This window comes from Desulfovibrio sp., assembly GCA_016208105.1.
Lineage (GTDB): Bacteria > Desulfobacterota > Desulfovibrionia > Desulfovibrionales > Desulfovibrionaceae > Fundidesulfovibrio.
In genome coordinates this window covers 117,397-142,058 of the sequence record JACQYS010000023.1, presented here as the reverse complement: position 1 = coordinate 142,058, position 24,662 = coordinate 117,397, and the positions used below count along the sequence as shown (strand labels likewise).

General features: G+C 61.7%; 21 protein-coding genes, 1 tRNA gene and 1 other RNA gene. 13 read left to right on the top strand and 10 right to left on the bottom strand.

The genetic code is table 11. The annotated features are described in order from the left end of the window. Positions 1-239 precede the first annotated feature (239 nt). From HY795_15590 to rnpB, 5 genes are all read left to right on the top strand, one after another. Positions 240-1,139 (top strand): NAD(P)/FAD-dependent oxidoreductase, encoded by a 900-nt coding sequence (locus tag HY795_15590; GenBank protein MBI4806647.1) that lies wholly within the window; start codon positions 240-242, stop codon positions 1,137-1,139. 68 nt (positions 1,140-1,207) lie between these two features. Next, positions 1,208-1,283 (top strand) — tRNA-Ile (locus HY795_15585). 129 nt (positions 1,284-1,412) lie between these two features. Then, on the top strand, positions 1,413-2,432 hold the full coding sequence (locus tag HY795_15580; protein ID MBI4806646.1) for a Nif3-like dinuclear metal center hexameric protein: 1,020 nt from the start codon (positions 1,413-1,415) through the stop codon (positions 2,430-2,432). A 133-nt stretch (positions 2,433-2,565) separates the two neighbouring features. Next, positions 2,566-3,330: a hypothetical protein gene (locus HY795_15575; protein MBI4806645.1), complete on the top strand. Its 765-nt coding sequence runs from the start codon at positions 2,566-2,568 to the stop codon at positions 3,328-3,330. Positions 3,331-3,363: 33 nt separating this feature from the next. Further along, positions 3,364-3,735, top strand: an RNA gene (gene rnpB, locus HY795_15570) — RNase P RNA component class A. 12 nt (positions 3,736-3,747) lie between these two features. Here the strand turns inward: rnpB and cysC are convergent. Genes cysC through HY795_15550 form a run of 4 tightly spaced genes read right to left on the bottom strand, consistent with a single transcriptional unit; the run spans position 3,748 to position 7,941 of the window. Continuing rightward, a complete protein-coding gene (cysC, locus tag HY795_15565) occupies positions 3,748-4,356 on the bottom strand; it encodes an adenylyl-sulfate kinase (GenBank protein MBI4806644.1) in 609 nt (202 codons plus the stop codon). Then, positions 4,299-5,450: a sulfotransferase gene (locus HY795_15560; GenBank protein MBI4806643.1), complete on the bottom strand. Its 1,152-nt coding sequence runs from the start codon at positions 5,448-5,450 to the stop codon at positions 4,299-4,301. Before HY795_15560 ends, cysC begins: the two co-directional genes overlap by 58 nt. Further along, positions 5,447-6,610 carry a hypothetical protein gene (locus tag HY795_15555; GenBank protein MBI4806642.1) on the bottom strand — a complete coding sequence of 388 codons (1,164 nt, stop codon included), beginning with the start codon at positions 6,608-6,610 and terminating at the stop codon, positions 5,447-5,449. The genes HY795_15560 and HY795_15555 overlap by 4 nt, the downstream gene beginning before the upstream one ends. Before the next feature lie 2 nt (positions 6,611-6,612). Continuing rightward, positions 6,613-7,941 (bottom strand): ABC transporter permease, encoded by a 1,329-nt coding sequence (locus HY795_15550; protein MBI4806641.1) that lies wholly within the window; start codon positions 7,939-7,941, stop codon positions 6,613-6,615. 259 nt (positions 7,942-8,200) lie between these two features. Between HY795_15550 and ispD the strand changes: the two genes are divergently transcribed. From ispD to HY795_15535, 3 genes are all read left to right on the top strand, one after another. Next, complete coding sequence (gene ispD / locus HY795_15545) at positions 8,201-9,424, top strand: 2-C-methyl-D-erythritol 4-phosphate cytidylyltransferase (protein MBI4806640.1); 1,224 nt, start codon at positions 8,201-8,203, stop codon at positions 9,422-9,424. A gap of 139 nt (positions 9,425-9,563) precedes the next feature. Continuing rightward, entirely contained in the window at positions 9,564-11,021 is a 1,458-nt protein-coding gene (locus tag HY795_15540; protein ID MBI4806639.1) for a cysteine--tRNA ligase, read from the top strand. A gap of 60 nt (positions 11,022-11,081) precedes the next feature. Beyond that, positions 11,082-12,053: an HD domain-containing protein gene (locus HY795_15535; protein ID MBI4806638.1), complete on the top strand. Its 972-nt coding sequence runs from the start codon at positions 11,082-11,084 to the stop codon at positions 12,051-12,053. A gap of 84 nt (positions 12,054-12,137) precedes the next feature. Here HY795_15535 and radA read toward each other — a convergent pair whose 3' ends face one another. The 6 genes from radA to HY795_15505 are packed head-to-tail and all read right to left on the bottom strand — an operon-like array spanning position 12,138 to position 18,340. Continuing rightward, positions 12,138-13,475 carry a DNA repair protein RadA gene (radA, locus tag HY795_15530; protein MBI4806637.1) on the bottom strand — a complete coding sequence of 446 codons (1,338 nt, stop codon included), beginning with the start codon at positions 13,473-13,475 and terminating at the stop codon, positions 12,138-12,140. Between the two features lie 4 nt (positions 13,476-13,479). Next, the gene (locus tag HY795_15525) at positions 13,480-14,388 is read right to left on the bottom strand and encodes a zinc-ribbon domain-containing protein (GenBank protein ID MBI4806636.1); all 909 of its coding nucleotides are present in this window, start codon (positions 14,386-14,388) and stop codon (positions 13,480-13,482) included. A gap of 4 nt (positions 14,389-14,392) precedes the next feature. Then, positions 14,393-14,959, bottom strand: a complete 567-nt coding sequence (gene hpt, locus HY795_15520) for a hypoxanthine phosphoribosyltransferase (protein MBI4806635.1) — start codon at positions 14,957-14,959, stop codon at positions 14,393-14,395. Beyond that, entirely contained in the window at positions 14,926-15,393 is a 468-nt protein-coding gene (locus HY795_15515; GenBank protein MBI4806634.1) for an N-acetyltransferase, read from the bottom strand. Before HY795_15515 ends, hpt begins: the two co-directional genes overlap by 34 nt. Before the next feature lie 3 nt (positions 15,394-15,396). Then, positions 15,397-15,879, bottom strand: a complete 483-nt coding sequence (locus HY795_15510; protein ID MBI4806633.1) for a TlpA family protein disulfide reductase — start codon at positions 15,877-15,879, stop codon at positions 15,397-15,399. A gap of 58 nt (positions 15,880-15,937) precedes the next feature. After that, positions 15,938-18,340: a homocysteine S-methyltransferase family protein gene (locus HY795_15505; protein ID MBI4806632.1), complete on the bottom strand. Its 2,403-nt coding sequence runs from the start codon at positions 18,338-18,340 to the stop codon at positions 15,938-15,940. Between the two features lie 115 nt (positions 18,341-18,455). Here HY795_15505 and HY795_15500 point away from each other — a divergent pair, with 115 nt between their 5' ends. The 5 genes from HY795_15500 (at position 18,456) to tkt (ending at position 24,623) form a co-directional block, all read left to right on the top strand. Further along, positions 18,456-19,508: an RNA polymerase factor sigma-32 gene (locus tag HY795_15500; GenBank protein MBI4806631.1), complete on the top strand. Its 1,053-nt coding sequence runs from the start codon at positions 18,456-18,458 to the stop codon at positions 19,506-19,508. An 8-nt stretch (positions 19,509-19,516) separates the two neighbouring features. Beyond that, positions 19,517-21,184 carry a tetratricopeptide repeat protein gene (locus tag HY795_15495; protein ID MBI4806630.1) on the top strand — a complete coding sequence of 556 codons (1,668 nt, stop codon included), beginning with the start codon at positions 19,517-19,519 and terminating at the stop codon, positions 21,182-21,184. Next, entirely contained in the window at positions 21,181-22,083 is a 903-nt protein-coding gene (locus HY795_15490) for a hypothetical protein (GenBank protein ID MBI4806629.1), read from the top strand. Before HY795_15495 ends, HY795_15490 begins: the two co-directional genes overlap by 4 nt. Positions 22,084-22,178: 95 nt before the next feature. Beyond that, positions 22,179-22,613, top strand: coding sequence for a ribose 5-phosphate isomerase B (gene rpiB, locus HY795_15485; GenBank protein ID MBI4806628.1), 435 nt, complete (start codon positions 22,179-22,181; stop codon positions 22,611-22,613). Between the two features lie 12 nt (positions 22,614-22,625). Next, positions 22,626-24,623 (top strand): transketolase, encoded by a 1,998-nt coding sequence (gene tkt / locus HY795_15480; GenBank protein MBI4806627.1) that lies wholly within the window; start codon positions 22,626-22,628, stop codon positions 24,621-24,623. The last annotated feature ends 39 nt before the right edge of the window (positions 24,624-24,662 follow it).

Sequence of the window (24,662 nt, the reverse complement as noted above, 5' to 3'; positions counted from 1 at the left end):
GCATGGCGTTATAATTCCAAAAAAATATTTTACGTCTATTCCTCCCACCTGGCAACAGTCACTCCTGGCCGTTCGTAACGCTCTGAACATGTTGCGGGACGGGAGGAAACAACCGCCTCACGCAACGCACCTCTGCGTGCCCATATGGTCGCCCGGCTCCCGACCGGTATTTTCCGCTTCCCTTTGGCCGAAGCATGGTTATTCTTCCCGAACGTTTTCAATTGATTCCGGAGGCAGAGATGGAAGAGATACAGTGCCTGATCATCGGCGGAGGTCCGGCCGGGCTGTCCGCCGCCATATACACGTCCCGGGCCGGGATGGACACGCTGGTCATCGGGTGCGACCCCAAGGTCGCGGGCGACTACGAGATAGACAACTATTTCGGGTTCGAAACCACCATCACCGGCAAGGAGCTCATCGAAAAGGGCCGCCGCCAGGCCGCTCGCTTCGGAACGGACATCCGCTGCGAAAAGGTGCTGGGCGTGCACCACGGGGACTTGGGCGGCTTCCACATCAAAACCGACCACGGTGAGTACCACGCCTGCGCGGTGATACTGGCCACCGGGGTAAGCCGGGCCCGGCCGAAGATACCGGGCATCGGCGACTACGAAGGCAAGGGGGTGTCCTACTGCGTTTCCTGCGACGGGTATTTCTACAGGGGCAAGCCCGTCGTGGTGGCCGGAGAGGGCGTCTTCGCGGCCAACCAGGCCCTGGAGCTGACCAACTTCACCCCGGACGTGACCATCTGCACCCTGGGCAAAAAGCCGACCATCCCGGCCGAGTTCCAGGAACGCTTAAGCGCCCTGGGAGTTCGCATCGTAACCGAAAACATAACCGCCCTTTCCGGCTCGCCGGGCCTTGAATCCGTCACCTTTTCCGAAAGCGGCGAGCATACGGCACAGGGTCTTTTCATCGCCCTTGGCGAAGCCTCGTCCACCGACTTCGCCTACACCCTGGGCGTGGCGCGCAACGGCAATTTCATCGAAGTCGATACCGAGATGAAAACCAACATCGACGGCGTGTTCGCAGCCGGGGACTGCACAGGCGGATTTTTACAGATCGCCGTGGCGGTCGGCGAAGGCGCCCTGGCCGGGAAATCCGCAATCACCTGGCTCAAATCGAAATGCCCGAAGACCTGATTCATTCATTTGTTTCTTGACAACAATGCAAAGCTTGGATTATTGACTCAAATTCACACTTGAGCTGTGGGCCTATAGCTCAGTTGGCAGAGCTTCCGGCTCATAACCGGGTGGTCCCAGGTTCGACCCCTGGTAGGCCCACCACGCACCACGAAGGAAGATTCGTTGCCGATCATCGCACGGAACACTTTTTGGGATAACAATTTGAAAATCGCTCACTGGAAGGTGCTTTCCTAGGGGTCTACCCGGAAAGCGCCTTCTTTTTTTTGACAAATGAACATAAGCGACCTCTTTGGCCTGATCGAGCAGGCCGCTCCGCCACATATGGCAGCAAGCTGGGACCGTTGCGGCGTGCAGGTGGCTGCCGCCCCCACGAGTGCCGACAAGCTGGCCGTGGCTCTCGACCCCACCCCCGAGGTCTTGAAAAAGGCTCTTGGCTGGGGCGCCCAGGTGGTGCTCACCCATCATCCGCTGGGCAAAACCCCGCGCCTGCCCGACCGGCTGGACCCTCACCACGAGGTTCTGCGTCTTCTCTTGACCCACGGCGCCTGGCTCTACGCGGCCCACACCTCCCTGGACTGCGCCCCGGCGGGCCCCGCGGCCTGGCTTGCCGACGAGCTCAATCTTTCCAACCGCCGCATTGTCGATCCTCAAGGGGTTACGCCGCGCATCATGGGCATCTTCAAGGAAGTGGCCATGGACGGGTTCGACGCCCTGGAATTTCCCGACCATCTCGACGTGGACCGCCTGCACTTCGACCGGGACGCCCTGCGCCACGCTCCCCAGGCTTTTTCCTGCCCCGAGCCCCAATGGCCGGCAATGGCGAAGATCCTGCGGGACTGTCCCGACGTTTCGGGAATGGCGGGCGCGGTCCGTCTGGCCGAGCCTTCTGAACCTTTCGGCTACGGCATCATCGGCGATCTTCCCGAGCCCGCGTCCATGGAAACCTTCCTCGAGGCATTCTGGCGGGCTGTTCCGCGTTCCTTTGTCACCCTTGTGGGCAACGCCCCCGCCACTGTCCGGACAGTGGCCTATTGCACTGGGTCCGGAGCGTCCGCGGCCGAAAAGGCTTTCGCCAAAGGCGCGGACGTCTACATCACCGGCGACGTCACGCACCACGCGGCCCTGGATGTTCGCCATCTGGGCCTTACCATCGACGCCGGGCACCGCGTTCTCGAAGAGGAAATGATGCGCCGCATGGCCAAGCACTTGGCCGACTCAACCAGCGACGCGGGGCTTACCGTGCGTTTCTTCGAAAGCCCGGACCCCATGCGGGCCATCTTGCGGCCCTAGATTCGGTTGAAAAACACCCGCGTGTTTTTTGATATATTGATGTGACCTTTTCGGCCGGCACCTGCACAGGCGGACGGTTTCCGCCACCGGCAAACAGGCCAGCAGGCAACGGCGAACACACCCGGAGACGGCAATGTACCAGAAACAGATCGAACAATTGGTTATGCTCCAGCAGATCGACGGGGAGATGATCTCTCTGCGTTCCGAGCTGGATAACGCTCCCATGGAAATCCAGGGACTGGAAAAGAAATACCAGGACATGGAAGCTTCCAGGGAAATCGTGAGGGAAAAACTCACCTACCTGACCGACCAGCTCAAGCGCCTTGAGACGGACATGGAAGAAGACCATGTGCGCCTCAAGAAGTCCAAGAGCAAGATGATGATGGTGGGCAACTCCAAGGAATACCACGCCATGGTGCGTGAGATGGACACCCTGGAGAAGCTCAACCGCTCCCGCGACGAGGAGAAGGCCGCCTTTGCCGAAGAGCAGGAGCGCCAGACCGCCCTGGACCAGGAAGTCTCCGCCCAGGTCGACACTGTGCGCGTGGAGCTGGAAGCCGCCCGCGCCGGACTTGCCGACCGCATGAGCGCCGCCCAGAAGCGCCTCGATGTGCTCGCCAAGCAGCGCAAGGAAGCCTGCAAGGTGCTGCCTCCGCCGATTCTGTCGCGCTACGAGTTCATCCGCTCCCGCCTGGCCAATCCGGTCATCGTGTCCGTGGATATGGGCGTGTGCTCGGGATGCAACATTTCCATCCCGCCCCAGGCATACATCGAGCTGCAGAAGGGACAGCAGATACTCTCCTGCCCCAACTGCCAGCGCCTTATCTACTGGGTGCAGCACATTCCCGGAGCGGACAAGGCTGAAGAGCCCCAGGTCGCCGCTGCCGCCCAGGCCTAGACGGTCCGGGCCGCAGGATTTAGTTTTCGAGGGGGAGCCGGACAGGCTGTCGCCGCGGGGAAACCCGGGGAGGAAAGTCCGGACTCCGCAGGGCAGGACGCTGGGTAACGCCCAGGGGGAGCGATCCCCGGAGAAGCGCCACAGAAAGCAAACCGCCCGGAAGGCGAAAGCCTTTCGGGTAAGGGTGAAACGGTGGGGTAAGAGCCCACCAGTTGCCGTGGCGACACGGCAAGCTAGGCATGCCCCGTCCGGAGCAAGACCAAATAGGGAAGCGATCGAGGCTGGCCCGGCCGAAGCTTCCGGGTAGGTTGCTTGAGGCGGCGGGTAACCGTCGCCCTAGAGGAATGACAGCGCTTTCGCCGCAAGGCGTGAGTCACAAAATCCGGCTTATGGCCGGCTCCCCTCTCTACTTCGTGCTCAATCCTGAACGGCCGTAAGGGTGCGTGCCTCGGCCGCGCACTTGAGGTGCTCGGACAGGGCACCCATTACAATTCTAAGACTCTCTTCCGGCTTTTCCTCATAGGCGCGCACCACGGCCTCCGGCTCAGGCGGGGCTTCATACGGTGCGCTGATTCCCGTGAAGTCCTCCAATTGGCCGGCAAGCGCCCGGCTGTAGAGCCCCTTGACGTCCTTGGCCACAAGGGTGGCCAATCCGGCCGAGCAGTACACTTCGACGAAATTGCCGATCCGCTCTCTCACCTTCTCCCGGGCCTCCCTGTACGGCGAAATGGCCGCCACAAGGCACACCCTCCCGCTCATGTTGTGCATCAGGGCGAGTTCGCCAAGCCGCCTGGTCTGTTCCAGGCGATCCTCACGCGAAAAACCCAGCTTCCAGTCGTGGCTGGAGCGAATTTCGTCGCCGTCCAGCCTCACCACCGGGACGTCCCGGGAGCAAAGCGCCTGTTCCACCAGGCGGGACACCGTGGTTTTACCCGATCCCGACAGCCCGGTGAACCAAACCGTGAAGCTCACAGAATCTCTCCGAAATACTCCCTGGGGGCGGGCACCTGCCGCGCGGCGACACATCCTCCCGCTGGCGAGTCCGGGTCGTAGCCGAGAAGGGTCATGGTCTGGTGGCAAACTTCCGAGATGAGCCCGAATTCCCCGTAGGTGTTCACATGGGAAACATGCCCGGTCTTGGCGCAGAGGGAGGCAAAGGCCGCATTCCCGGGTGCGAATGGTTCAAGTCCGCAAAATTCCAGAATGCGGTTCACGCACCCCTGGGGATCGGCCAGGATCGACTCGAATCGAACTGTCAAAAGGTTGGGCAGCCGGTCGCCCTTCTCACCCATGTAAAGGAGCGAATCCCGCCACAACCGGGCCGTGGTCCGCACGTTTCCCGCACCGAACCGGTCGACGTACTCGGCCAGCCGCGGCAGTCTGGGATAGGGAACGAAACTTTCCAGATTCATTGCCATTTTTTTACCAGAGGCGCGAATCGAACGCAATTGAGAGTCGCAGCGCTGCCAGAGCTTGACCATGGAATTGGCCGTGGGCCTCGGATCGCGGACCAGATGGATGAAGTAGGCGTCCGGAAAAAGCTCCGCGAGCACCGGGGAATACGGTATGAACCCCGGGTTCTTGCAGAAGAACCGTCTTTGACCCGGAAATTGGGCCAGAGCGGTTGCAATGGTCGAACGAATCTCTTCAATGGTGGCGGCGTCCAGGTCATCCATCCGAAACTCGTCATAAAGAAGGCATGCGGGGTCCTGGCTGAACCACTCCCCCCAGAAGGCCAGCCCTTCGGACGCTCCGTGCAGCGAGTTGACCACGGAATCTCCTATGAACCGCTCCCCCCAGGCATCGAGTTTCAGAAAGTCGCTTACTGCATAGGCGCCTCTGATGGTTTTCCGAAAATGATGCATCCAGTGCGTGAAGTATCCCAGGTCCGGATGCGAACACAGAAGCGTTTGCAGCCATGTGGAACCGGTTCTTGGCAGGCCGATGACGAAGATCGGCGCGCGCACCTCGGGCATGTTTTCCGGTTGTGGAAGACACTTTTCGACCAGCTCGAAAACCTTTGCGCCAAAGGCGGTGGAGACTATGGGAAAAGCGAACTGGCTGGAAAACCCGCCGCTCAAGAGTACTTTCGAAATGAAGTTAGGGTATTGCGTCTTCACAATCCCTCCTTGGCGCACGCGTCGAACACTTTGATCGGCTTCCAGCCAAGAAGCCGGGCGGCGTGCAACACCGCCGGAGTTGCAAGGATCATCGCCTGCGAGCAGAGCCGCTGCGTGGCCCCCTGCCCGTTCAGGGCGTGGCGGGCCCCGATGGGAATCCGGATGTAGTTCGAAGGGTCGCTCGACTCGGCCATGAGTATCCGGGAGGCCAGCCTGACCCCGTCCAGGGGGCATTCCCGAGGTTCTCCGGCAAGCACCCGCCCAAAGAGGCTACCCGAGGCCTTGACCAGTTCCACGGGCACCTGGGCGGGCGCGATGCCGTGGCAGCTGGCCGCGGCCCGCAAAGCGGTGATCGTACGCCGGTAGTGTTCGAGCCAGGGAGCGAAGTGGTCCTGATGCTTGCCCGAAGGACGCTGATACGCCACCACCTTGAAACCAGGAAGCATCTCCGCGAAAGCGGGCGGAAGCATGACGCCCTTCCATCCCAGCATGCCCGTAATGCCGTATTCCCGGGCGATGTTCATGAACCTCCTGGCGCCTTGCTCCCGGATGAGATCATAGAATCCGGCTTCCATTATCTTAAGAAACGTCAGGAAGGTGTGCTGGTTCACCCGTCCCAGGGCCTCCACGTCCGTGCAATCGAGGCCCATGCGCGCAAGGATTGCCAAGAGAAACGACGTACAGTTTCCGGTTCCTTTGCCCGGTTCACCAACACGTCCGAAATGGTCCGCCATCAGGCCGAAACGAGTGGTTTTGGAAATATCGTCCACTGCGCGAGCGCACGATGAAACATCAAGCGCGGTATGACGCAGGGCGAGCCAGTGGACCATGCTCGTGCCGGATTCTTCCCTGCTCCACGTTTCGAAAGGAATAAAACGGGTGTTTCCGCCCTCCCCTGAGCCCGACGGGTGACAATCCGCGACAAATATCCGTCCCCTCTCTTCCACGGCGATTCCGCAATGCGAATAGCCTGAAAGCATGACCGAGGCGATGGCCAGGGACTCCTCCATGGCCGGGAGCCTGAGCAGGACGTCGCCGGTTCTTATGGGTTCATGCCCGGCGTCCCCGGAAGGAACATTCTCGAACAAGCCTCCGGCGATGTACGCCCTCAGATCCCTTGTGTACTTCTCGAAGACTTCATGTGCCGATTTCGCCGCCATGGTCACCCCTCGCTCAACGATTGGACGGGGTCCATCTTTGCAGCGGACATGGCCGGAGCCAGCCCGAAAACAAACGCCACAACGCTCGCCCCTAAAAGCCCCACCACCCAGACCGACGGGGAAAATGAGACCGTGAACACCTGTACGTGATTGATCCAGGCCGTGGCGGCCAGGCTCAGCACCATGCCGGAAACCGCTCCGGCAAGGCAGAGAAACGCGATCTCGGACATGAACTGCACGAGGATGTCGCGCCTGCGTGCGCCAACGGCCATGAGGATGCCTATCTCCTGCTTGCGCTGATCGATGACCACATAGGTCAAATTTGCCAGCACGATCCCACCGACCGCCAAGGTGACGGCGGAAAACGCTCCGAGGAATATGCCGATGCCGTGCTTGAGCACCTTGAGGAAGCGTATGATCTCGCTTGAGGAGACGATGCTGAAATCGTCCGGGAATTCCGGGCGAATGCCGTGGCGATGGCGCAATAGACCGCGAAGATTCTCCAGATTCTCCGCTATGGCGTTGGCGTCGTGGAAGCGGATCCGCAGGCCGTTGACGTATTTCGGGTCCTGGTTGAAGTATCTGGTCAGGGTGCTCAGAGGTATTATCACCCTGTCGTCCATGTTGGTCTGCCCGGAAGAAAAGCCCCTGACAGCCAGCCTGCCTTTCACGGTGAAGATGTGTTTGCCAATGGTCACGGTCTGCCCCACCGGCGAATCGTTGCCGAAAAGCTCACGGCTCACGGTTTCGCCCAGGAGGCAGACCTTCCGGCTGACCGCAGCGTCGGCTCCGGTGATGTCCTCGCCTTCCTCGAGATCCCAATTCCAGGATTGGCAGAATGGCGGCGAGCTCCCGACCAGCACCTGGGTTTCATACGCCTTTGCCTCCCGGCTTACGCTCACGGACCGGATGTTGCGCCCGGACGTGACCATACGCACCCCCGGCAACTGATCGACGACGGCTTCCACATCCCCCCGGGTGAGGGTGAGCTTTCTCTGGCTGAGTTGAGCGTAGATATCCCCGCCGGTGATGAACGCGGCGTCCGCGCCGAACCATTCGACGAACTCCTCGAGCCTGGCGTCCGCGCCGTCCACGACCGCCTTGGTGATCGTGACGCTTGCCACGCCCAGGGCTATGGAGATCACCGAGAAGATGCTGCGCAGGCCATGGGCCTTGAGGCTGTTCAGGGAATAGAGGCTAAGCCGGAGGACCCGCCCGGAGGCCGAGCGATACTCCGCAGGACAGCCGCCTGTTGCAGGACCAAATCCCGGCAACAAGGCAAGAAGATCCTTCACGCGTGTGAAAACGTCACTGCGATGCACGGTGGGCATGGAACCCTTCGGTGTCTGAAGAAAACCCTCCAACATGGAACCGGCTGGACGCCGGAGCTCACAAGAGCACTCCGTCACAAGGCTCTTCATCGGAAGGCTATGATGAAGAATGAACAGCTCTGCGATTATTTGCTATCCGATCCGGCCTTCCCTTGCAACCAACGCTCTTTTGCCAGCACCCGACGCTCTGGCGATGGTGACAACGCCATGAGATTGAGGCATTGAAGCGGCTCGCAACCCAACCACATACCGAACACCCATGATTGTCTGGACTATTCTCCTGGCCGCTGGAAGCGGCACCCGAATGAAAGAGGCCGGGCTCTCCACCAGGAAGCAATTTCTGGACGCCGGAGGCGAGCCGGTCTTCTGGAAATCCGCAATGGCTTTTTCGCGTACCGCGAATGTTGCGGGCATGGTGTTCGCCCTGCCTCCTGACGAACTCGAATCCATGACCGCTCTGATTGAGGACCTGGACAGCCGCTCCCCCCTGGGGCTTGAATGGATCGCCGTATCAGGGGGAGAACGCCGCCAGGACTCGCTCGAGAACGCCCTGGCCGCGCTCCCGGCGGACTGCACCCACGTTCTGGTGCACGACGCTGCCCGGTGCTTCGTCACGCCAGACGTCATCGTCAGGGTGATCGATGCCCTGCGCGCCGGGGCCAAGGCGGTCATTCCGGCCATTGCGGTAACGGACACCATAAAGGAAGTCTCCGAAGGCGTGGTCACCTCCACACCTGACAGACAGAGGCTCATGGCCGTGCAGACCCCCCAAGGCGTCGAGCTCTCCGTTCTGCGCCAAGGGTTCGAGCACGCCAGAACACACAACCTTACCGTAACCGACGACGCCTCCCTGGCCGAGGCCCTGGGCCTGCCCGTCCGGGTGGTGGCCGGTTCGGAGCAGAACGTGAAGATCACCACACCCGAGGACCTGCGGCTTTTGGGCGGCCAGTCCGTCCCTGTGGCCATTCCCCGAGTGGGCTTCGGCTACGACGTCCACCGCTACGTCACCAAGGACACCCCGGCGAGCACGCCCGGACGTCCCATGGTTCTTGGCTGCGCCCCAATACCCGGCGCGCCCGAGGTCATCGCCCATTCGGACGGGGACGTTCTCCTGCACGCCCTGACGGACGCCCTGCTCGGTTGCCTCTGCCAGGGCGACATCGGCCAGCATTTCCCGGACACGGACCAGCGTTTCGCGGGCGTGGCCAGTTCCGTTCTGGTGAGCGAGATTCTGGCAAGGTTCGGCCCGGCCGGGCTCACCCTGGTGCATGTGGATCTTACCATCGTGGCCCAGATACCCAAGATCGGCCCCCACCGCGAGCACATCCGCCGCAATGTGGCCGGGCTCCTGGGACTTCCCCAGGAAAGGGTGAACGTGAAGGCAACTACCGAGGAAAAGCTTGGATTCACTGGAGAAAAGCGTGGCATCAAGGCCTATGCGACCGCCACGGCCGTGAGTTTTTCATCCTCCCTGTCCGGTTGAGGGGCGTAAGCAGCATCTGAAAGCACTGCCGAATCCATCTCAATTTCACTCGCCTAACAAGCGAAACCAAAGCCTGCCTTGACTTTTGCCCTCCGCTCTGCAACGGGATTCTGCCCTAGCGAGACATCAAGGAACAGCCATGCAGCTCTATAATACTCTTTCACGCTCCAAAGAAACGTTCACCCCCCTCACAGAGGGCAAAGTGAACATGTACGTCTGCGGCATCACCGCCTACGACTACTGCCACATCGGCCACGCCCGCTCGGCCGTGGTGTTCGACGTTCTGGTGCGTTATCTGCGCTCCAAGGGCCTGGAGGTCCGGTTCGCCCGCAACTTCACCGACGTTGACGACAAGATCATAAAGCGCGCCCAGGAAGAGAAGTCCACGTCCGAGGCCGTGTCCGAAAAATACATTGGCGCCTTCTACGAGGACATGGACAAGCTTGGCATCCTGCGCGCCGACATGGAACCCAAGGCCACCCAGTACATCGGCGAAATGATCAAGCTGGCCCAGCACCTCATCGCAACCGGCTATGCCTACGCCACCCCCTCAGGCGACGTGTATTTCCGCGTCCGGGCCTTCAAGCCCTACGGGAAGCTCTCCGGGCGAAACCTGGAGGAGCTCCAGTCCGGAGCGCGCGTGGCCCCGGGCGAGGAAAAGGAAGACCCGCTCGATTTCGCCCTGTGGAAGGCGGCCAAGCCCGGCGAGCCCACCTGGGAGAGCCCCTGGGGGCCGGGCCGTCCAGGCTGGCATCTGGAATGCTCGGCCATGAGCGAAGACCTCCTGGGCCTGCCCCTGGACATCCACGGCGGCGGCCAGGACCTCATCTTCCCCCACCACGAAAACGAGATCGCCCAGACCGAAGCCGCTGCGGGCAAGGATTTCTCGCGCTTCTGGGTCCACAACGGCTTCGTGCAGATAAACTCCGAGAAGATGTCCAAGTCGCTTGGCAACTTCGTCACCATCCGCGACATCTTCGGCTATTGCCTGCCCGAAGTGCTGCGCTTCTTTCTGGTCACCTCGCACTACCGTTCGCCCCTGGACTACTCCACAGACGCCCTGGACGAGGCCGAAAAGGCCATCAAGCGCATCTACTCGGCCCTGGCCCAATTGGACGAGACCCTGGCCGGGACCAAGTGGTCCGCCTCGCCCGCTCCCAAGGAGCTTCTGGACGAACTCGCGGCCCTCGAATCCGGCTTCGACCAGGCCATGGAAGACGACCTGAACACCGCCGCCGCATTGGGGCACATTTTCGGAATGGTCAGGCTGGCCGGGCGGGTCATGGAAGACAAGGGGCTGCGCAAGAGCCAGGGTGGAAAGGACATGCTTGAGCGCATCCGGGCCGGTTTCAGGCGCTACTCGGAGATACTGGGCGTGTTCGCCACTCCTGCGGCCCAGTTCCTGCTCTCGCTTCGCGACAAGAAGGCCTCCCGCAAGGGGCTCGACGCGCAGAAGGTCCAGGCGCTCCTCATTGCCCGCCAGGAAGCCCGCAAGAACAAGGACTTCCCCGAGTCCGACAGAATACGCGACGAACTGGCCGCCATGGGCGTGGAGGTGAAGGACACCCCTGCCGGAGCGGTGTGGGACGTGGCCTAACCTCCCTCCCTTGACGTACTGCCTTTTTTCCTCCACATTCGTATCATGGCGGAACTTCCCATGCTTCGTTTAAACCCATCCAGTTTTTATTCCATTCCCACGATGCTCATTTCGTATGACTGCGGCATCAAGTTCGACGTCTATATCCGCAAGGGAAAAAACTTCTTTTTGTTCGCCCGCCACGGGGAGTTGACGGACACCCACAAGCACAAGCTGAAAGAACATCATGTCGAAGTCCTCTATATCCATGCCGAGGACATCCCGAGCTATGATGAATACATCGAGATGAATTTCTCGAATCTGCTGCAGGACAATCGGATTCCGCTCAAAGACCGTTCGAAAATGCTCTACGACTATTCAATCGGCCTGAGCAAATCGCTGCTGCAATGCGAAGGAAAGATGCTTCCGTCGCAAGATACGAAAGAAAAGCTTGAAGCGCTTGCCTCGAACACCTTCGAATATCTGGCGAGAAAGAAAGGGGCGGTAAAAAGCGTCGGGGGATTTCTTTCCCACAATTACCGTACCTTCAGCCATTGCGTGAATGTTTCCATCTACGTGATGCTGACCCTGGTCGGCCTGGGAGTGGACAAGCACAGCGCGAAGATGACCGGTGCCGGGGCACTTCTGCACGACATCGGCAAAGCCAGGATACCCAAGAAGATACTGAACAAGCCGGGCCACCTGACTCCTGAAGAGCGCGAGATAATAAACACGCATCCCTCCCACGGGCTGGCGATCTGCAGGGACATGGCCCTGGACGACCTCTCCAAGGAATGCATCATCCACCACCACGAAAAGCTCGACGGTTCCGGCTATCCGGCCCAGGCCCGCTGCATTCCGGAACAGGTGCGCATAGTCACCATAGCCGACATCTACGACGCCCTCACCACGGAGCGCCCCTACTCCAAGGCCTACAACGCCTTCGAAGCGTTCAAGATAATCGCCAAGGACGCCGAAACAGGGCGCCTGGACAAGGACATCTGCAGGGAGTTCGTGAAGATTCTTACCGAAGGGCAGATTATAACCGGTTAGAAGCCGGTAGTTGAAGCGGGCCTTGCCAGATCAGGGACGTTCACCAAGCACTTCGGCCATAGCCGACGCATCCCCCCGGACGAATCATCCAGCCCCGAACAGGGCCCGCTGAAAATCCTTGAGCGTCGCTGTGCCTTTGCCTTCCACCGGCGGGTGGAAGATGGGCTTGTAGCCCAGGCGCTTGGCCTGCTTGAGCCTGGCATCGTGCCCGGAAACCGGCCGGATGCGCCCGCTTAAGTCCACCTCGCCCCAGAACACCGCCCTGGGTGGCAATGGCCGGTCATAATAGGACGACAGCACAGCGGCCACCAGACCCAGGTCCAGGCCCGGGTCGGTGAGCTTCAGTCCCCCACCGGTTTTGGCGTAGATGTCCGACTGTCCAAGCTGCATCCCGAGGCGCTTTTCCAGCACAGCCAGCAGAAGGTTCAGCCGGTTCAGATCAAGCCCCAAGGCGGTACGCCGTGGCATGGCCAGGTAGGACTTGCTGGCCAGGGCCTGCACCTCCACAGCGAAGGGGCGCTTGCCTTCAAGGGCAAGGACCACTGCGCTCCCGCTGGCCGTCTCGTCGCGTTCGCCCAGAAAGTACGTGGAGGGGTCCGGTACCGGGGTCAGCCCGTCGCCCAGCATTTCAAGCACCATGAGCTCGTCCGTGGGGCCGAAGCGGTTCTTGAAGACCCGCAGGATGCGGTAGAAATGCTGCCGGTCCCCTTCCAGGTAGAGCACGGTGTCCACCATGTGCTCCAGGATCTTGGGCCCGGCGATGAGTCCTTCCTTGGTGACGTGTCCCACCAGAATGAGCGTGGCATTGCTCTTCTTGACCGCTTCCACCAGTTCGGCGGCAACCGCCCTCACCTGGCCCGGGCTCCCGGGGACCCCGTCGGCCAGGGACGAGGCCATGGTCTGAACGGAGTCCACCACCACGATGGTCGGAGATTCTGATTGTCCAAGGATATCCACGGCATCGGCCGCGCTGGTTGTGCACGATGCCAGAAGAAGTTCGGAGTCGATGCCCAGCCTGCGCGCCCTGGATGCCAGCTGGCTAAGCGATTCCTCGCCCGAGACGTACACGGCCTTGCGCCCGGCCGAGGCAACCTTGCCCGCCAGCTGGAGAAGAAGCGTGGATTTGCCGATGCCCGGTTCGCCGCCAAGCAGCACTGCCGAGCCTGGCTGGAGGCCCTGGCCCAGAACGCGGTCCAGGTCGGGAAGGCCGCTGGGGGCTGTGGGAGCATGGTCTTGGGTGAAACCGGAAAGCGAAACCGGCCCCTCTCTGGGGCCAAGTGTGGAACCAAGGCGCGGAGGCTGTTTGACGCCCGCCTGCTGCACCAGGGTGTTCCATTCGCCGCAGCCCTGGCATTGCCCGCGCCAGCGGGGGCTCACGTCGCCGCAGGCCGAGCAGGCGTAAACGAGGCGTGTCTTGGCCACGCGGCTACTTCTTCTGGCCCGGCTGTCCCTGAGGTTGCGGGGCCACCTCGAAGTAGTCCTTCAGCTTCAGCGAAAAGTTTCTCACCGTGTCCGGGATGTTCACGAAGACGACCATGAAGGGGACTTCGTCTCCGGGCTTCACCTGGCTGTTGTTCAAAAGGATTTCCTGGCGGGAGCTGAGCCGGTTCTCCAGGTCCTCCTTGTTCAGGGTCTTGAGTTCGAAATTGGTGGCCTTGGGGCCCGCGGTGAAAATCTTGGAGACCACGGGGTTTTCCTTGGCGTCCAAGAGCGTGGCCTCGATGGAGATCTGCCCGAGCATGACCGGGGACTTGTTGGAAAGCTTGCCTTCGATGACGAAAAGCTTGCCCACCTTGTCGTTGTCCACAAAATAATTGGTGTAGGACTCGAAGGGCAGCTTGTCGGTGTAGTCCGGCCCGGCTTCCTGCTTGGGAGGCGTGGGCGCGTTTTCCATGGCCGAAGTGGCCGGTTTCTTGGCGAAGGGCCAGAATTCGAAGAAGTAGGCCGCGGTGCCGCCGATGCCCGTCAGCACCACGAGGCCGAGCACGATAGCCACAATCAGGGACCGCTTGGAAAGGCCCTGGGAAGTCTTTTCCGGTTTTCCGAAATCGATGGAGGTGAAGTCGGCCGAGGAAATGCTGGCGTCGTCGAAGGGATCTTTCTTGCGGTCTTCGGCTTCTTTCTCTTTGGCCTCGGAGAGCCCCTCTTCCAGTCCGTCCACCGGCCAGGAAGGGGTCGCGCCGGAATCGCCGAAGCCCGGAAAGTCCTCCGTCTCGGGTGCATCTATGTGAAAGACATGCTTGCACACGGTGCAACGGACGTTGGCTCCATCCGGACCGATTCTGTCATCGGGCAGGTTGTACTTCGTCTGGCAACTGGGGCATTCGACTTTCATGGCATCAAGGACCTTCTTGCTGGCTCAGTTCATAGACACCGGAAAGGCAACGGTAGTCTTCTGCAAAGTCCAAGCCGTATCCCACTAGGAAGCCCTTTGCCAGTGTAAATCCTGAAAAGTCAACTGTTACTTGCGTCTGGCGTCTCTCAGCCTTGTCGATAAGGGCGCACAACTTTACCGAAGCCGCCCCTCTGGTGCGAAGCACCGTCAAAAGCATGGACATGGAGTGGCCCGTATCGACGATGTCTTCCACAACAAGGATGTGCTTTCCCTCGCACGGGGTTTCAATATCCTCGAGAAAAGACAGCTCGCCCGGGGAGTCCTTGGAACCGTAGCTGGCCAGGCGCACGAAATCCACATGGGCCGGGACCGTGACGTGGCGCACCAGATCGGCCAGAAACATGAACGCGCCCTTGAGCACGCCCACGATGAGCAGGTCCTTGTTCTCGTATTGCTTGGAAATATCCGCGCCCAGCTGTGCCACCCGGGCGGCGATCTCTTCCTTGGTGATTACGGGGAGAAGCTTGGCCGACACGGTCACATCTCCATGACCATGGCGATCTCGTCGCATTCGGGGAACTTGGGGCAGTTGATGCAGTCCGCCCAGACCTTCTGGGGCAGCTTCTCCTTGCTCACTTCCTCGAACCCCATTTTGGCGAAGAACTCGCGCTGGTAGGTGAGGGTGAACACCTTGTACACGCCAAGAGTCACCGACTCCGACAGGCAGGCTTCCACGAGTTTGCGCCCCCAGCCCTGCTTCTGCAGGTCCGGATGCACCACCAGGGAGCGGATTTCGGCCAGTTGTTCCCAACAGATGGACAAGGCGCAGCAGCCCTTCACTTCCTTGCCCTCCTTGGAGGCCAGGACGTAGAAGTCGCGCAGGTGGGAATAGAGCTGGTTGTAGGAGCGCGGCAAAAGAAGCTCACCCTTGGCGCAGGCCATGAGCAGGCCGTGGATGGTCTTCACGTCGTCTATGCGGGCCTTGCGCAGGTAGAACCCGGGCATTCCTTAAGCCCCCATGTGCTTCTTGACGAGCTTTTCAAGTTCGGGGCCGGGCATGTAGCCCTCCTGGGAATGGATCACTTCCCCCTTGGGCGAATAGACTATGGTGCGCGGAATGGCCCGGATGGAAAACGCCTGGGACACGTCCGCCCTGGCCAGATACACCGGATAGTTGAAGCCGGTCTTGGCCGCGTACATGGCGAACATGGCCGGGTCCTGGTCCACGGAAACGCCCATGATCACCAGTTTGCTCTCCGGGATGCGCTTGCGCAGGTCCATGAGTTCGGGAATCTCCTGGCGGCACGGCCCGCACCAGGAAGCCCAGAAATTGAGCACCACCACCTTGCCCCGGGCCTGGCTGATGTAGCGCAGGATGTCCTGGCTGGAGGCCTGGGGTTCGCCCTTGCCCTGGGCATGAGCCCCGGTAGCCCCGGTGGCCGCGCCAAAGGCCAGAACAAGGACGATGAAAAACGTACGCAATGTATTCATTCAGCTGCCATAAAGTTAATGAGTTGGAACATCAGGTGGTTGTATAGCGCGTGCGTGGCTATGCGTCCATGAGCCTTTTTGCCAGCCGGACCGCTTCCACCGCGTCGGCCGCGTGGCCGTGAGCGCCGATGGACTTTGCGTAGGCGTCCGTGACCACGGCTCCGCCCACCATCACTTTCTGGTCCATGCCCCGCTGGCCAAGAAGCTTCACCGTTTCCTCCATGCGGACCATGGTGGTGGTCATGAGCGCCGAAAGCCCGATGAGCTTGGCCCCGGTCTCGGAGGCGCAATCCACGATGCGTTCGGCCGACACATCCTTGCCCAGGTCGATCACGTCGAACCCGTGGTTTCGAAGCATCAGGCCCACGATGTTCTTGCCGATGTCGTGGATGTCCCCCTCCACGGTGGCCAGCACGATCTTGGCGCGCTCCTGGCCCTTGGACGCGGCATCCAGCAGCGGGCTCAAACGCTCATACCCGCCCTGCATGGCTTCGGCGGAAAGCAGAAGCTGCGGCAGGAAGTATTCCTTGCGCTCGTAGAGAACGCCCACTTCCATGATGCCCGGGATCAATTCGCCGTTCAAAATGGCCATGGGTTCCTGGCCCTTGTTCAGGGCCTCCTCCACCATAGACAGAACGGCCTCCTTGCGCCCGGCCACGACGGCCTCGCGCAGGGAGGTGACCGCCTGGGTCTTGGCCTCACGGACCTGGACGCCGCTTACTCCGCCGTATTTCCAGTCCGCGCAGGAGGCGATGTAGCTTGCGGCCTGCTTGTCCCTGGCCAGAAGGACTTCCGAGGCCAGGCCAACTTCGCGCGGCAGGGGCGTGGACGGGTTGGAGATGTGCGCGGCCATGCCGGCGCCCAAGCACATGGTCAGGAACGTGGCGTTCAAAAGCTCGCGGGCGGGCAGCCCGAAGGAAATGTTGGAGAGCCCGAGCGTGGTCGGCAGCCCCCACACCGCGGCGCAGTGGCGGATGGTCTCCAAACAGTGCAGGGCGGCCTCCGGTTTGGAGGACACGGTAAGGGCCAGGGCGTCCACCAGGATGAGGCGCTTGGGGATGCCCAGGGCTTCGGCCTGAATCAGCAGCGCCTCGATGGCCGCGATGCGTTCCGAGGCCGTGACCGGCAGCTTTTTTCCAGCCAGGGGCAAAAGGATGAACGGCGCCCCGTGCAGCTTGCACAGCGGGCCGAGCTCGTCCATGCGCCCCGGCTCGCCGCTTATGGAATTAACCAATGCGGACCCAGGAACAGCCCACAGGGCTTCGGAAATGGCCTCGGGCTTGGTGGAATCCAGGCACAGCGGCGTAAGCAGGCGGGCAGTGAGCTGCTTGACCAGGGCGGGCAGCAGCACCTCTTCCTGAACCATGGGCGCGCCCACGTTCACATCGAGCACCGAGGCTCCGGCCTGCACCTGCTCCTCGGCCAGACGGATGGCCTCGGCGAACTGGCCGGTCTGAAGCTCTTCGGTGAGCACCTTCTTGCCGGTGGGGTTTATGCGCTCGCCGATGCACACCGCCGGAAGCCCGACGCCGATACACACCGACTTCGAGCGGGAGGTGAGCACCAGCGGGCGGCCCTGGGCGGGCTCGGGCCTGGTCCAGGTGCGCCCGGCGGCCACCTTGGCCAGGGCCCCGATATGCGCCGGGGTTGTCCCGCAGCAGCCGGAGACGCATTTGGCGCCGATGTCCAGAAACGGGATCATTCCCTGGGCGAACTCGTCGGGGCCCATGGGGAATACGGTAACACCGTTCTCCAGCCTGGGCAGGCCGGCATTGGGCTTTATGAAAAAGGGCACGTCGATGCGGGGGAGGAAGTCGCGGGCAACGTCCAGCATCTGCTCGGGGCCAAGCCCGCAGTTGATGCCCAGAAGATCGACGCCCAGGTTCTGCATGGTGTCGGCGAAGGTGGCCGACGGGGTGCCGGTGAGCGATCCGCCCGGCTCGAAGGTCATGAGGATGGCCACGGGCAGGTCGCACACCTGGCGCGCGGCCAGGACAACGGCCTTGGCTTCGGCCAGGTCGAAGTGCGTCTCCGCGATGACCAGGTCCACCCCGCCCTCGGCCAGGCCCTCTATCTGCCTGGCGAAGGCGTCCACCAGTTCGCGCATGGAAAGCGTGCCCAGGGGCTCGACGAAGTGCCCGGTGGGTCCCACGCTTCCGGCAACAAAGCAATTCTCGCCGGCGGCCTGGCGGGCCACCTTGGCAATCTCGGCGTTTACCCGCCTGATGTCCGTCCCGGAGGGCAGCTTGAAGCGGGTGCCGCCGAAGGTGTTGGTGGTGACCACCCTGGCTCCGGCCCGGAGATAGTCTTCATGCACCGAACGGACCACATCCGGGTGCTCAAGTCCCCAGAGTTCGGGCGAAGCGCCCGGCGGGAGGCCCCTGGCCTGCAGCAGGGTGCCCATGGCACCGTCAAAAACGATGATGGAATTGTCCGAAAGTGCCTTGCGAAAGTCCGCCACCGTAATTCCTCCTTGGCTCGTAAGCCTTAGGGTCGTACTGAAAAACGTTGAATCCGGCAAATGAAAAGCGTAAGAAGGAATGCTTCAGGCGTTTCTCGCTAAACGGACAGTCACAATGAGCACCAGCAAAGAAGTTCCCGAGGAGGAGAGCCTCCTTTCCGCCAACGGCGATGACGCCGCGCTTCCGGAAGACGAGACAGACCAGGACGACGGTCTGGAATCTTCCGAGGATTCCGACGTTTCCGTGGGCGGCCTGGATGAAGACATACTGAATCTTCCCGTCCCCAAGGTTCCCACCGTTCCCGCCACCGGCCGGGACAACCTGCATGTCTACCTGCGCGAGATAAGCAAGTTCCCCCTGCTTAACCCTGACGAGGAATTCGAACTGGCCCGGCGTGTCCGGGACAACGGGGACCAGAAGGCGGCATTCAGGCTGGTCACGTCGCATCTTCGCCTTGTGGTGAAGATCGCCATGGATTTCCAGCGCCGCTGGGCCCAGAACGTCGCCGACCTCATCCAGGAAGGCAACGTGGGGCTCATGCGCGCGGTGAAGAAGTACGACCCGGAGAAAGGCATCAAGTTCTCCTATTACGCGGCGTACTGGGTCAAGGCCTACATCCTCAAATACATCATGGACAACTGGCGGCTGGTGCGCATCGGCACCACCCAGGCCCAGCGGACCCTGTTCTACAATCTGAACAAGGAGCGCCAGCGCCTCACCTCCCTGGGGTTCGACCCGTCGGTCACCAACATTTCCAAGAATCTCAAGGTATCCGAGACCGACGTGATGGAAATGGACCAGCGCATGGCCCGCAACGATCTGTCCTTGAACATCACCCTGGGAGACGACTCCTCGTCGACCCGCCTGGACTATCTCCCGTCGCTCACCCCGGGCATCGAGGAAATACTGGCCAAGGACGAGATCGCCAGCCTCGTGGACAAGCACCTCCAGACCATCATGCCCGATCTTTCCGACAAGGAACGGGACCTTTTGGAGCAGCGCATCCTTTCCGACTCCCCCATCACCCTTCGAGAGATCGGAACCAAGTACGGCATCACGCGCGAGCGGGTCCGCCAGATCGAAACCAGGCTTTTGGAAAAGATCCGCGACCATTTCTCAAAACGAATCGACGATTTTTCCGCGGAGTGGATCCGTAAGGAAGAGTGATACGCATCATGCAGAAATTCATATGCGCCCTGCTCGCGGCCCTGGCCCTGGCCGCCTGCGCGCCCAAGAAAACCGCCCCCGTGGACGTGACCGCCAAAGGCCTGAGCCAGAGCGCCGCCGCGGATTATTATTTCCTCCTGTACCAGGAGCTGAGCAGACAGGGCCAGGCCAGGCAGGCCACGGCCGTTCTGGAAAAACTCATCGAGCTTGCCCCCTCGCCGGAACTCTATAGAGACCTGGCCAACCTTCACTGGGGCCTGGGCGATCCGGACAAGACCCGGGAAGTGCTCGCCCAGGGTTTGGCCAAGTACCCTGACGAGAGGATTCTCCATTTCTATCTGGCCAACTCCTATCTCCTGCAGCGCCGCTTCGACGAGGCCACCAAGGTTCTCAGGGAATACCTGGCCAAGCATCCCAAGGACCAGACCACGCTCCAGGAATTGAGCGCGGTTCTCGTGGAGGCGGGCAAGTTCCAGGAGGCTCTGGATTTTCTGACTGCAGTTCCCAAGGACAGGCGCACCCCGGCCATGTCCTATTACGAGTCCAAGGCCTACGGGGGGCTTGGCAAGCGCAAGCAGGCCATGGAAAAGCTCACCCAGGCCCTCAAGGAAGACCCGAATCTTCTGGCCGCCTGGTCCGAGCTGGCCTTTTTGTACGAGCAGAACAACGATTTCCGCCACGCCGAGGAGGCCTACCGGCGCATCCTCGACTTGGGCGAAGACGGCCCCGAAGTCTGGATCAGGCTCATCCGCCTGGCCATCAAGCAGAAAAACGAGGCCAAGGCCATCCAGTTTTTGGAAAAGGCCCCCAAGGACCGGACCATGCTTTTCGAAGCCATGGGAATGTTCGCGGACGAAGGCTACCAGCAGGGAGCTGCCAAGGTTCTCGAGATCCTGGCCGAGGATCAGCCGGGAAATCCCGACGTGCTGTTCATCCAGGCCATGCTGGCCGTGGACAAGGAAAAGAACCTGGACAAGGCCTTCAACCTTCTGTCCCAGATTCCCAAGACCCACAAGCTCTACGACAAGAGCCTGACCACACGCATTCAGCTTGCCCTGGACACCGACCAGTACGACAGGGCCATGCCGCTCATCAGGGAAGGCCGGAGCCTCTTCCCGGACCGGGTCGAATTCTGGTTTTACGAGGCCGTGCTGTACGACAAGCAGGGCAACCTGCCCAAGGCCTCGGAAATCTACTGGGACGCGGCGAACAGATGGCCCGAAAACACCGAGGCCCTCTACCGCTACGGCGTGGTCCTGGAACGTTTGAAGAACCGCACCGAATCCATGCGCGTCATGGAGCGCATCCTCTCCATGGAGCCCGGCAACCCGGACGCCCTTAATTTCGTGGGCTACGCCCTGGCCGAGGACGGACGCGACCTGGACCGGGCCCTGGAGCTCATCGGCAAGGCCCTGATGGCCAATCCGGAAAGCCCCTACTACATCGATTCCTTGGCCTGGGTGTATTTCAAGCGCGGAGAGCTCAAGAAGGCCTGGACCGAAATCCAGCGGGCCGTGGCGAAACCCTCCGAAGACCCGGCCATCTGGGAGCACTACGGAGACATCGCCAAGGCCATGGGAAACCGCAAGGAAGCTGAAAGGGGATACCAGAAGGCCTTGCAGATGAATCCTCCCAACGCCCCCGAAATCACCGGCAAGCTGGAAGGGCTGAAATGATCCCGGCTTCCGGCGCCCGCCGTTCGCCAGGCTGGTTCTCATGCTCTTTGGCCTGCTTCGCAGGGACGCCAACCCCTGTGTCGCCCTCCCGGCTTGGCCTGCTGGCGGCCCTGACCGGGGTGATTCTCCTTTCCCTGGCCGGGTGCGCGCCCAAGACCGGGCCGGCCGCGCTGGATATCGGACAGGCGCAGGCGTTCTGGTCGGCCTTCGCCGAAGGCTCAGGCGAACAGCCCAAGTCCTTCACCTTGAACGCCAGCTTGAGTTTCCAGAGCTCCCAGAAATCCGCCCGCCTGCTGGTGAAGTTCTGGGGCAACCTGGACCGCCCCCTGCGCTTGGACCTCTCCACAGGCATGGGACAGACGTTCTCCCTGTGGCGGGAGGATTCCCTGGGCTGGATAGCCGTATACCCTCTGTCGAACCAGGCCTTCACCCACTCGGATACGAAGGCGGCCCTGTCCAAGCTCGGCATGCCGTTCCCCTTCGGCTTAAAGGACCTCGCGGCCCTTGCCGTCGGCCGCTACGGCCTCATCTTCCCGCCAGCCTACAAGAGCGTGAAGAAAACCGCCAAGGGCTTCGAATACACTCTGCCCGCATCGTCCTCCGTGGCGGTGGTCACCCTTGACTTCGAAGGCAAACCCATTCATCTCACCGGCCGGGGCATCGAACCCTGGTCCGTTGAAATGGGTGAATTCACCCCTGCGGAACCAGGCCGAAAGCCATTGGCTCAGAAAATCCAATTGACCACTCCGGGCGGACTGCAGGCGCTTTTTCGAGTGAAGAAACTCGACCTGGGCACCGCCCCCATGGAAGCGCAGCTTCTGGACCTGCCGCTCCCGCCCAAGGCCAAGCACATTCTCCTGGACCGGGAAGGCGAGTTCAAGGCACCGGAACTGCCGTGATGTTTCACGCTTTCTTCGTCTCAAGCATCTTCTTGTTTTCTGACCATCCAGGCGCTTGTTTCAGGGTGTAATGTGAAATCTTTAGGGGAAACGCCATGAGTACTCCCGTCATCTTCGGTTCGGACCACGCCGGCTTCAACCTGAAGGAAGTCCTCAAGAAGCATGTCTCGGGCATGGGATTTACATGCGTCGACGTGGGCACGGACTCGCTTTCCAGCTGCGACTACCCGCTGTTCGCCTTCAAGCTCTGCGATCTGGTTATCGAGAAAAATTGCCTGGGCATCCTGATTTGCGGTACCGGTCTTGGCATGTCCATGGCCGCCAACCGCCGCCAGAACATCCGGGCCGCGCTGTGTTCCAACGAGTACATGGCCAGGATGACCAGGCTGCACAACAACGCCAACGTGCTCTGCCTCGGAGAGCGCTGGATGGGCCCGGGCCTGGCCGAGTCCATTACCGAAACCTTTCTGAACACCCAGTTCGAAGGCGGCCGGCACCAGCGGCGCATCGACCTCTTCGACAACCTTTAAAAGGAAACTGCCATGTCCTCGATCATCGAGAAGGACCGCCACGCGGTCAACGTCATCAAGGGCCTCATCATGGACCAGTCCCGCAAGGCCAATTCCGGCCATCCCGGCGGGCCAATGTCTTCGGCCGACATGGCCTACATCCTTTTCAAGGAGTTTCTGAACTACTCCCCCGACGACTCCGAGTGGTTCAACCGCGACCGCTTCGTGCTCTCGGCCGGGCATGAGTCCACCCTGCTCTACGCCCTGCTGGCCTTCCGGGGGCTTCTGACCCTGGACGACCTCAAGGCCTTCCGCCAGTGGAAGTCCCGCACGCCGGGCCACCCCGAGGTGCACGTCACCCCGGGCGTGGAGGCCACCACAGGCCCCTTGGGCCAGGGATTCTCCATGGCAGTGGGCATGGCCGCCGCCGAATGCATGCTGCGCGCCCGCCTGGGAGACGACGTCTGCGACCACTTCACCTACGCCCTGGCCTCCGACGGCGACCTCCAGGAGCCCGTGGCCCTGGGCAGCGCGTCCCTGGCCGGGCTCTGGGGCCTTAGTAAGCTCATCGTGCTCTACGACGCCAACCAGATCCAGCTCTCCGGCCCCACCAAGGTCTGCGACTGCGCCAACTACAAGACCGTGTTCGAGGGTCTGTGCTGGCAGGTCATCGAGATCGACGGCCACGACCACGAGGCCATCCGCAAGGCCATCGCCCAGGCCAAGGCCGAGACCAAGCGCCCCACCCTCATCATCGGCCACACCGTCATAGCCAAGGGCACAGCCACCCGCGAGGGCGACTTCGAAACCCACGGTTCGCCCCTGCCCGCCGAGGAAATCGCGGCCACCAAGAAGAAGCTCGGCCTGCCCGAAGACAAGACCTTCAACATGCCCCAGGACGCCGTGGAGGCTTTCCGCGTGCGCGTCCCCGAGCTTCGGGCCATGGCTGCCGCCTGGAACAAGACCTTCGAAGCCAAGTTCGACAAGGACCAGGCCTTCCAGGACCTCTGGCGCATCGTGAAGCGCAACCCCGGCAACCGCACCTTCTCCTGGCCCGCCTTCGAGACCGGCAGCAAGATCGCCACCCGCTCGGCCTGGGGCAAGTGCCTGGAGGCCCTCATCGACCAGCTGCCCATCTTCGTGGGCGGCTCGGCCGACCTGGACCCCTCCAACATGACCGCCAAGTTCCGCGACAAGGTGGGCAACTTCAGCTCCTGCGAGCCCCTGGGGCGCAACCTCTCGTTCGGCGTGCGCGAGTTCCCCATGGGAGCCATCGTCAACGGCATCGCCCTGCACGGCGGGCTGGTCCCCTTCGGAGCCACCTTCCTCACCTTCTCGGACTATGAGCGCAACGCGCTTCGCATGTCCGCCCTGCAGCACCTGCCCGCGCTGCACATCTTCACCCACGACTCCTTCTGGCTGGGCGAGGACGGCCCCACCCACCAGCCCATCGAGCACGTGAGCGCGCTTCGGCTCATCCCCAACATGCTGGTGATGCGCCCGGCCGACGCCCGCGAGACCGCCCTGTGCCTGGAGACGGCGCTCAAGCAGACCAGCCGCCCCACCTGCATGATGCTCTCGCGCCAGAACCTGCCGGTCATGGACCCGGCGGTGTACCCGGCCGTTCTCGAAGGCGCGAAAAAGGGCGGCTACATCCTGCGCGACGCCCCCGGCGGCAAGCCCGACCTTATCATCCTGGTTTCCGGCTCCGAGGTGCCCATGGTTCTGGCCGCTGCCGAAGCCCTCACCGAGCGCAAGGTGCGCGTGGTGAACATGCCCTGCATGGAGCTCTTCGACGAGCAGCCCCAACTCTACAAGGACGAGGTTCTGCCGCCCGAGTGCATCTGCCGCGTGGCCGTGGAGGCCGGACGCCCCGAGCTGTGGTACAAGTACGTGGGCTGCGGCAGCCTGGTGCTGGGCATCTCCCACTTCGGCGACTCCGCCCCGGCCGAACTTCTGGCCGAGAAGTACGGCTTCACCGCCGAGAACCTCTTGAAGCTCATCCGCGAACGCATCGCCCTTGGCGACTGATCTCTGACCTTCTGAATCTCATGAGCTCCCTGTTTCGCA